This is a genomic window from Corynebacterium sp. HMSC070E08 (assembly GCF_001808895.1).
GTDB lineage: Bacteria > Actinomycetota > Actinomycetes > Mycobacteriales > Mycobacteriaceae > Corynebacterium > Corynebacterium hiratae.
The window spans coordinates 1-340 of the sequence record NZ_KV794740.1; the positions used below are offsets into that span (position 1 = coordinate 1).

Consider the following 340-nt stretch of genomic DNA (forward strand, 5'->3'; position numbering starts at 1 on the left):
CGACGCCGTTTACTAAAGCCTTTCAGCCCCATGGATTTCATGATGCGTGCGACCTTCTTGTGATTGATCGGAGGAAAGTCCGTATCGTCGTTGAGGCTTGCAGCGATGCGTTTAGCACCATAAAGCCCGTGCTCATCATCGAAGATAGTCTTGATTCTCGCACCAAGAAGGGCATCGGAACACGTCTTTAACCTGCGTTTTTCGCGGGTGTTGACCCATTTGTAGAACGAGGAGCGATTGAGCTTTAACACGTGGCACATCCGCTTGACCGAGTACTCGGTTCGGTAGTCATAGACAAACTGGAAGCGGATTACCAGCGTGTCTCTTCGGCAAAATACTT

Annotated in this window: 1 protein-coding gene; it reads right to left on the reverse strand. The window is 50.0% G+C overall.

Going from position 1 to position 340, the window contains the following annotated elements:
* Window positions 1-251, reverse strand: a 251-nt coding sequence (locus HMPREF2526_RS03115; protein WP_168163147.1) for an IS3 family transposase, incomplete at its 3' end; no start/stop codon positions are given.
* Window positions 252-340 lie beyond the last annotated feature (89 nt).